This window comes from Treponema primitia (genome assembly GCF_046533075.1).
Lineage (GTDB): Bacteria > Spirochaetota > Spirochaetia > Treponematales > Breznakiellaceae > Termitinema > Termitinema primitia_B.
Map to the genome: position 1 here is coordinate 1 of NZ_JAJQRB010000015.1, position 8283 is coordinate 8283.

Genomic DNA, 8283 nt, shown 5'->3' on the forward strand with positions numbered 1-8283 from the left:
TATTGGCGCTTTCGCTTTGCTTTGCCTTATTTCGGTACAGCAAAGCGCTCAAGGTACTGTAGGCTATGGAAACAAGAATGGCGCCTATCAGGATGGCATTGAGAAAAAGGGTGTCGTTACGCTGGCGAAGGAGTATTTCGTCGCTTAGATCCACCCCGGCAATACAGATAATGGTTCCATCCCGGTCATACACCGGCGCAAAACCGCTGATAAGGCCCCCCCAGGTGGGGGTATAGAAGCCCAGATCGGTGGTAGAGATCTCCCCGGAGAGGGCTTTTAGGGCATACTCTTCGATGGGAAACAGATCATCCGGGCTGCACTGGGTAACAGGGTCCGGGTCATTGTCCGCAATATACTGGAGCTGCCCGTCCCCGAAATCCCGCCAATAATAGACGTACAGCACATGGTATTTACCGGCGAACTCTACCAGCTTTTCCCTCAGGGCTTCATAATCCGGAGTGCCGGTATCCTCCTCGGTTTGATACCGATCCAGCTCTTCCGGGGGGATATAATCCGCGGCGGCAGCGGCGGCGGACATAAGATGGTTCCGGACCGAATCTTCCATCAGTCTAACGGTACGGCGCATAAGGATATTAACATTGATAGTAATGAGAATAATAAGAACAACAAAGATGAAAAATACAAATATGATTTTTTGTCCCTTCAGAAATGACCATACACGATTTTTCATACTGTTCCTTTGCATATTATGCCCGCCGGCAAAGATGCTTCTTTTATTTACTAATAAACTCTGTCATTGAATCTGCAAAGACCCGGAGAATTTCCTCTTCATCGGGCATTTCGGGCATCCGGTCTCCGGCCCCCGGAACGCTTATACTCCGGTATACCCGCCATGATTCCCGCATGGGGTAAAGAGCGCGTATGCCGCTCCGGTCCCCGCCGCCGGTATCTTCTGCGCCGCCTGCGCCATTCCACTCCTGCGCCCCAATTTCCACCGCGTTCAGGAAGCCGCCATGAGGTATGGTAATCTCCACCGGAAGCCACAAGCGCCCCCCATGCTCAATCGCTCCCTTCACCTGTTGCTTATTATTTACTGCGTTGCCTTCCGGCAACACTCCGGTATCAAAGGCAATATAGATATGCCCCGGTACCGTAACAAAGGCGCTTTCAATCCCTAATGCTTCAAGCAGGGAGCAGAATAAAATCGAAAGATCATCGCAGTCACCGCCCCGGTAGAACAGGGTCTGGTAGGGGTAATTCAAACTGTCCAGGGCGGAGGCGTTTTCCGACAGTTCGATAAATGACGATGAGGGATCTACCACATAATTTATACCGTATAAATTCAAGGTTTCAAATAAGGCGGCGGCAAGCAGTATGTTTTTTGGCGCCGTGCCAAAGCGGCTGGGGTTTTCCCGCAGGAGGCGTTCTACACCTTGGGCGGTAAAGTTGGCAAAGTAGGAGACTGCCGGGTCCTTGGCCGACACAAAGGAAGCGGCGCGGCGGTCATCGTCCCAGGCAAAGGCGTTGCGGTGGTATATGGTCATGGCTGCGGGGAAGCTCATTGATTTTTTTGCGCCCAGGCTTCTATAGTCCAGGGTAATCCGGGTGTTGGCGTTTATGTTTTCCGTCAGGTCGAGCATGGTCTCGTTGAATAGGGCGGTTACCGGAAATTCTGCGCTTTCCCCGGGGCCGAGCCGTGTTCGGGTTGCAAATTGATAGCCCTGGTTCATGTAGCGTTCCAGCATAAAGGAAAGGCGCATATCCGTAATGGCGTTCTTTTCGTTATTGGTGATCCGAACCGTAGCAATGCTGTTTTTCTCGTACCATGCAAAGGACACCGGGAACACCCGTTCCTGCTTTAGCCGTTCCCCGCTTACCCGTGTTTGGGGCCGGAGTATTTCCCCCAGGTTGAGGGACAGGCCAAGGCCGATGTTTACACCGTGGATCGATTCGGTATCCGAAAAGCCGTGCCAGGTATAGCCCCCTTCCGTGTAAAGCGAAAGGGAAGGCAGAAGATGAAAATATGCCGAAAGCCCCAGGCCCGCAAGGGGCTTCACCGCGTTTGTCCCGTTAAAAGAATAGTTATACACCCCCACGCCCGCATCAAGCCCAAGGGTCCAGCGGTCAGAAATCCGCCAGCCCAGGGAAGGGCCAAGTTGACCCTCAATCATGGTGAAGTTTCCATTGGCCGCTGCCGCCATGCTTGCATAAGCGGCTCCGGCAAACACACCAAAACTTAAATTCCTGCCTATTAAAAAATCCCAGTCAAAAGCTGCGGCAGCCCCGAATCCCGGATCAAAATAAGCAGATCCCGCAGGAACCAAAAGCTGCGGCGTTAGGCGCAGATTAAATTCGCTTTCAGCGAAAAGAGGGGAAGTAACTACGAACGACCCGATCAGCGCGGACAAAAGAAAAAACGAAATACCGTTAGTGTGGTTCGTGGGTTTATATTTTTTTTTCATTTCAAATTTTCCAAATTCCGTTTCGCTGTTTCGCTTCCCATATCGGCAGCCCTTTGAAATGCGGCTCGCGCCATAGATGTATTACCGGCGCGTATCTGTAAAATACCCAAGCGGTTGTATAAGGCAGCTTGCTGCCCGGCGCCTTGCTGCTCGGCAGCCGCAGACGATTGCCTGATTTGGGCACCGACGGCGCTAATAAGCGGTTGTATATCGCTTGCAATGTACGCAGTAAGCGCCGCCTCCGCCCCGGTACGCAGCGCCGCCATATCGGCCCCTGCAATCTTTACCCCCAAGGCAGGGAAAGGCGCCGGAGGGTAAGTCGTCCAGGCATCGGAGAGCATTATAAAGTCAAGCGTTTTACCTGCCGCAAATACTGCGCCCAGCTTCGCCGCCGCTTCATCCCATGCTGCGGCAAACCCCGCATTAAGTTTGCCCATTGAAACGGGCAGCCACACCGTACCATTAATGACCAAAAGTTTGTCTAAACCGTTAAACAGGGTAGCCGCCTGCGCCTCGCTAATCCCCAAATTCACTGCGGCAATGAAGCCGCCCCCGCTTGTTTCGTCCAGCGGAATAAAGGCTGTGCTAATTCCCGAAGCTTCAAGAGAGGCGGCATAGAGCAGCCCCCAGTCCCACGCCGTCCCTGCCTGGTACGCCAAGGTCTGTGAGGGAAACTGCACCGCTGTTTGCTGCGCCGCTGCTTGCTGCGCCGCTGCTTTCACATTAGGACCAAAGGATTTCAACCCCTCAAAGAGCCATAGGGCAAATTGCATATTTCCGTTAAGCCCCGTGCGCCGCTCATTCCGTGCAAGGCCCGTCACGTTTTTGGCGAACTCCAAAACCTCCGGCGATGTGGGGGACACAAAGGCTGCAAGGGAAGCGGCGTCCCCATCGGGGTAGCTGCCCCGTTCCAACACTTGCACCGAAGCTGCCGCCAGGGTTTCTTTTTCCTTCCCCAAAAATGAATAGCGGATCACAATCTCGCCTAAAATTCTGCCGGAGTCGGTAAACTGCAACATATCGCCGGAAAAATCCGCATACAGTGGAAGCTCTGCGCTCCGCCCCTTTGCCAGAAGCTTGAGGGTTCCGCACTCGTATTCGCTTGCCGTATACCGGCCTGCGCGAAAACTTACCCGTACATTGCGGATTTCGGCGTTCTCGTTGTTCCGTATCGTAATGCTTCCCGTTTCATTTTTTTGATACAACGAAAGCAAAACCGGGTATACCCCACCGTCCTGGGTAAGAGAAGCCGCCACCCCATTGCTCCCGGACTTCTCCCCGAGTTCAAGGGTAATCCGCGCCGTAAGCCCCGCATAGAGGCCGGACATAAATAAACCGCCCTGGTCGCCGGGGTTTTGATACTGCTGCCACCCTGCGCCCGCCGCCAGGGTAAAAGCAGGGGTAAAGCGGAAACCCATTTCCCCGCCGAAACGATACCATAAGCCCGCCGGTGTCCTGCTGGTTTCCCCCTGGCCCCAAAAGGCGCCCACGCCGGCGTCAAGGGCGGTAAAAAGCCGGGACAGGGGAAAGTAATAGAGCCCCAGGCCCCCGCCCAAACGGTATAATTGCAGGGTACCTGTTGCCGGGCTTTTGTATTCGTTGAAGCCAATACCACCCTCAAAGCCCAGGGTATAGCCCAGGCCCAGCGGGTTGGCCCAGATACTCGAAAGGTCAATATCCAGACCCAGGCTGCCCCCGCCGCCAATCTCATAGCGCTCAAGGCCATTGGCGCTCTTATTGCCGTCCCCCCGGGGGATAAGGACAAAGCCCCCCGGCTTCACGGAAAAATCCAGGGAAAAAGCGGAGACGGTACAGAATACGGCTGATAATACAGCGGCGAGCAGGGTAATAAGGGCGCTTTTAAGCATAATAGGGTATCCTTTGTTGTTTATGTTGAAAATTATCGAAATATACGGTATCCTTGATAAGAGAGGTATTGCCGTGATAGCTATAGAACAAACTTTGAACGTTCCCTCTGACAGGCGTGTTACCGTTACGTTTACCGTACCTGAAACTGTCGAGCCGGGGAACGTAAAAACCATTCTTATATTCCCCAATGCAGTTGCCGCCAATGCTGGCCTTTCTGAAATGGAACGGGAGCAAACCATAGAAGAATGCCTTGCCGAAGCAGCCGCCAAAGCCCGGTATTACCAGCAGCATCCTGAAAAAGACCGCTATTATGATGGCAAGCCCTTTAACACATTCGGCAAAACAATGGAAGATGTTGTCGCTTGGCAGCGCAGTGTTCGTGCCGAATGGGGCGATTAACAGCGGCATGAAAATCATAACATTTGATACAACCGGCGCTATCGACGAAATAAAAACGGGCAAGGTAATGGAAAGCACCGACCCGGAAATACAAAGCGCAACAAAAATAATAAGCGTTATTGTCCGTATTGAACTGTTTTCCAAACCAAAATTGGATGCAGAGGAATACGCAAAGCGTTTATTTTTTTTAGAGCGTGTTTCGGTCATCCCATTGAACAGGGTAATCCAGGACGAAACAATACATTTACGCCAATACACAAGCCTTAAACTCCCTGACGCGATTATTGCTGCCACCGCAGTAAAAACAGGCGCGGTATTGCTCACGTATGACGGCCATTTTGAGGGCCTGGGCTGGCCGGGTCTTACCGTAAAAAAATCCATATAAAAAGAGAGCATGGTGATAAAAACGATACGGCAAACTTTTTTAGACATTGGCATACACCTCATGTATTTTTATTGGAAGCAAACCTGAAGGGTTTGCAAAAACCTCTTTTTGGGGTATAGTTAAGTTAGGGAGTATCAAATGAATACACAGCAAATAACCATAGAAATTCCACAAGTCTTGGCAGGCCATGTTGCCGCTGCCCAGATAGAGCAGGAGTTTAAGCAATATCTCGCGGTAAAATGCTATCTGGATGAAAATGTGTCCATAGGCCAGGCAGCCGATATTGCCGGTATGCGTCGCATTGATTTTGAGACCTATCTCTCTCGAAACAAAATCCCTATATCCCTGCTGACCTATGAAGATGTTATGGCGGATCTTGAAAAGATGAAAAATATCACCGTACCAGCCAGATAGAACATGATTGTCATTGCGGATGCGGGTGTCGTTATTTCCCTTGCCGATTTTTTGATTATCGACGATAAGCAGGCACGCAGAATTGCTGAGCAGCACGGCATTAACTGCTTTGGAACATTGGCCGTTCTGCTGAAAGCCCGAAGCCTTAATCGTATTGGCCCCCTGCGCCCGTTCTTTGTCATTCTTTTGGCCCATAACCGTTATTATAAAAAAAATCTCCTTAACAGTTTGCTTGTCCGGTTTGGTGAAAAACCGCTGGATGAGTAGAAGTAAAATAATCTGCTGTAACAAAACCTGAGTTGAGCAAGGAATGCCATCGCCACAGTTATTGGCTTCACTTAATAAAAAATCCAAATTCCACTCTCCTTACCTGAACTCTGGAAATTGGCGCCAAGCGCCGCGGCTGTGCCAGGCACCCTTTTTCTTCCTAATTTCTCATTCCTCAATCCAAACCCCATCTTCTTCATAAATATCTCCCCGCACCGATGCGGTTGACGAAGGGCTGCGAACCGTAAAATCCGTACGTCCGCCGCTGGGGGGCGTAAGTTCCGCCTGGACACGACCGGATTGCAGGGTAAGGGTGACCGCATTCCTGCCCTGGTTCTGTACAATTTCTTCCAACGAAAGGCGGGTAAGGGGGCGTACCGTTAGAACCGTATCCCCTATGTTAAGCAGCGCTGTACTCTTAAACCCGGTGATAATAAGATCGCCGCTCTGTACTTTCATTCCCGGCTCTGCTTTGAGCAGTCTTTCTGTACCCGCCCGCTGTACTTCCACTGTGCCGATTAGTTCCCTGATTTCCGCTTCCTGCGCATCCAGCAGGTGCGGTGCGAACATTGTTGCTGCCAAAAGCAGCAAGGGTACAAAAATCATCATCCGTTTTGTGTTCATCATAATTACTCCTTTTCCGGCGCCAGGCGCCATTTTCCATTTTCTATTGCCATTCAACATTTATAGCTCTTCCCAGCCGCTGTTCTCCTGGTCTGCCCATATATCCCTGTAGTGTCGAATTGCCATAAAACATACCGCTTGTTGCTATTCCTGATCCGCTTGGCTCACCCGGCACTCTTGGAACAAGCAGCCAATTTTCTGTTTTGGCTTCACTGTTTGCAGGTATGTCATATTGTGCCACATATATTGGTAAATCCGGATAGTATGTAGTTTCACTACTGCTTTTAAGCAGGTTTTTATAGGCCTCGATTAATCTTTCCCGAAGAACGTAATCCTCTTCCAACAGGAAAACAGCATCTGTTTTAAAACCATAAGGTTCCACCTTACCCCCAATAGTCATTTCTAAGAGCCGTCCGCCTATTACCGGCCACCTGCTGTACGTTGCCTGAAATACCATATAAACCTTGCGGGGGGTATTGTCCGCAGGAATTATTATTCTGTACCTTCCTAAATAAACAGGAGCAAAATCTTCATTGTGTATCGCGCCGCTGGTATTTGCTTCCAAAATTAAAGCGCTGCCCATGTTAGCGGGCAATGTGGAGACGCCTGATCCATACGCCTTTGGAGCTAAGTCTGTCGCAGTATGACCCGCCTCAGTATTTTTATATATTTGATATGTCCATCTTCTGCCCGTTCCCATGGATAGTCCGGATTGATCCTGTATAGAGCCGTCTAGGGTAACATTTATATATTTCGATTCTCTAAACTGGTTACCATAAAATGAGAGATACGGAGCGCCCGCCTTACCCATCGTATCCGTCGTCAATCTCGGACGAGCCCAGATCGTAAGTACCGTCCCGTCCGCGCTCAACACAGGCGGATTGAAAAAGTTTTCCACCCGGTAATGAGCGCCGGATGAAAATGACTCATCCGCCATCTCAATTTGCAGGTGTTTATATTCCCGTGCCCATGTATCAAGGTAGCCGGTGACGTTATCCGCATCAGGAGGGTCAGATATGCCATGAAAAGTGGTATACGGTTCAAACCAGAATGTCTTTGGATCCACCGGCTTAGTAAATCGGATTTGAATATAGGCGTTTCGATCCACAGGATCGGAAATACCTGCAATCCATACGGGACTAAAATCCCATGCGCTGTTTGCCCCTTCCCCCAGAGGACGGATACTGACGGTTTTGTCCTCCGGATTGATATGCACCGTTACTGTGGTTTCCATGCTTTTTCGATTGGAAAACTCCACTTCTTCCTGTCCAAGGGGCACGCCGTCCAGGGAAGCCTCCCACCCGATGAAGCCGTAGGCGGGGTACGGGTTAAAGCGCAGACTAAAGGAGATATCCTGCTTAACCCCGGTAAGCGCACCCCCCGGCGTGGAGACGCCGGAATCAACCTCCGCCACAGTAACATTGACAAAGGGCATACTGGCCTTTAAGGGGCCTATCAGGATAGTTTTGCCGGGGTTGATGTGGATGGTCACCCTGATTTCCGTGCCCGCGGCGTTGACGGGTTCCCAGGTGATGTCCGGGCCGGCTGCACCGCTGGGCTCCCACACCGAAATGATGTCGCTGCTGCCTTCAATCCGGGCCTGCCAACCCAAAAAGGGGTACTCGGTTTTAGCGGTGTAGCTCAGGGTAAAGGGATACCCCTGCTTAACCCCGACAATGGAGCCCCGGGGGACCGCGGTACCCATGCCGCCTTCGTCCACGGAGACCGGCAAGACAGCGGCGTTGGCATAGTCAAGGGCGTCATCAATCTCCGATAAAAGATTATTCTCCTTCTTATTCAGAAAAAGGTCGCAGCCCGTAAGAAGCGCCGACAAAAGAATCACGCTTGCCAACAAAATACAAACCCTTCGGGTTTGCTTCCGATGGAAATTTACAGGGTGTA

Annotated in this window: 8 protein-coding genes; 2 read left to right on the plus strand and 6 right to left on the minus strand. The window is 51.1% G+C overall.

Going from position 1 to position 8283, the window contains the following annotated elements:
• From LQZ19_RS02720 to LQZ19_RS02730, 3 genes are all read right to left on the minus strand, one after another.
• On the minus strand, positions 1 to 691 hold a 691-nt coding region (locus tag LQZ19_RS02720; RefSeq protein ID WP_411046107.1), incomplete at its 3' end, for a PDC sensor domain-containing protein.
• Between the two features lie 43 nt (positions 692 to 734).
• On the minus strand, positions 735 to 2423 hold the full coding sequence (locus tag LQZ19_RS02725) for a transglutaminase-like domain-containing protein (RefSeq protein ID WP_411046108.1): 1689 nt from the start codon (positions 2421 to 2423) through the stop codon (positions 735 to 737).
• A complete protein-coding gene (locus LQZ19_RS02730) occupies positions 2420 to 4291 on the minus strand; it encodes a hypothetical protein (RefSeq protein ID WP_411046109.1) in 1872 nt (623 codons plus the stop codon). Before LQZ19_RS02730 ends, LQZ19_RS02725 begins: the two co-directional genes overlap by 4 nt.
• 22 nt (positions 4292 to 4313) lie before the next feature.
• Here LQZ19_RS02730 and LQZ19_RS02735 point away from each other — a divergent pair, with 22 nt between their 5' ends.
• Entirely contained in the window at positions 4314 to 4691 is a 378-nt protein-coding gene (locus tag LQZ19_RS02735) for a hypothetical protein (protein ID WP_411046110.1), read from the plus strand.
• Between the two features lie 7 nt (positions 4692 to 4698).
• Positions 4699 to 5076: a type II toxin-antitoxin system VapC family toxin gene (locus LQZ19_RS02740; RefSeq protein ID WP_411046111.1), complete on the plus strand. Its 378-nt coding sequence runs from the start codon at positions 4699 to 4701 to the stop codon at positions 5074 to 5076.
• Positions 5077 to 5115: 39 nt separating this feature from the next.
• Here LQZ19_RS02740 and LQZ19_RS19380 read toward each other — a convergent pair whose 3' ends face one another.
• The 3 genes from LQZ19_RS19380 to LQZ19_RS02760 all read right to left on the minus strand — a co-directional run.
• Positions 5116 to 5844: a hypothetical protein gene (locus LQZ19_RS19380; protein ID WP_486401699.1), complete on the minus strand. Its 729-nt coding sequence runs from the start codon at positions 5842 to 5844 to the stop codon at positions 5116 to 5118.
• 81 nt (positions 5845 to 5925) lie between these two features.
• Positions 5926 to 6384, minus strand: coding sequence for a FecR domain-containing protein (locus LQZ19_RS02755; RefSeq protein ID WP_411046114.1), 459 nt, complete (start codon positions 6382 to 6384; stop codon positions 5926 to 5928).
• Between the two features lie 40 nt (positions 6385 to 6424).
• Positions 6425 to 8283: hypothetical protein (locus LQZ19_RS02760; protein ID WP_411046115.1), on the minus strand; the 1859-nt coding region annotated here is incomplete at its 5' end.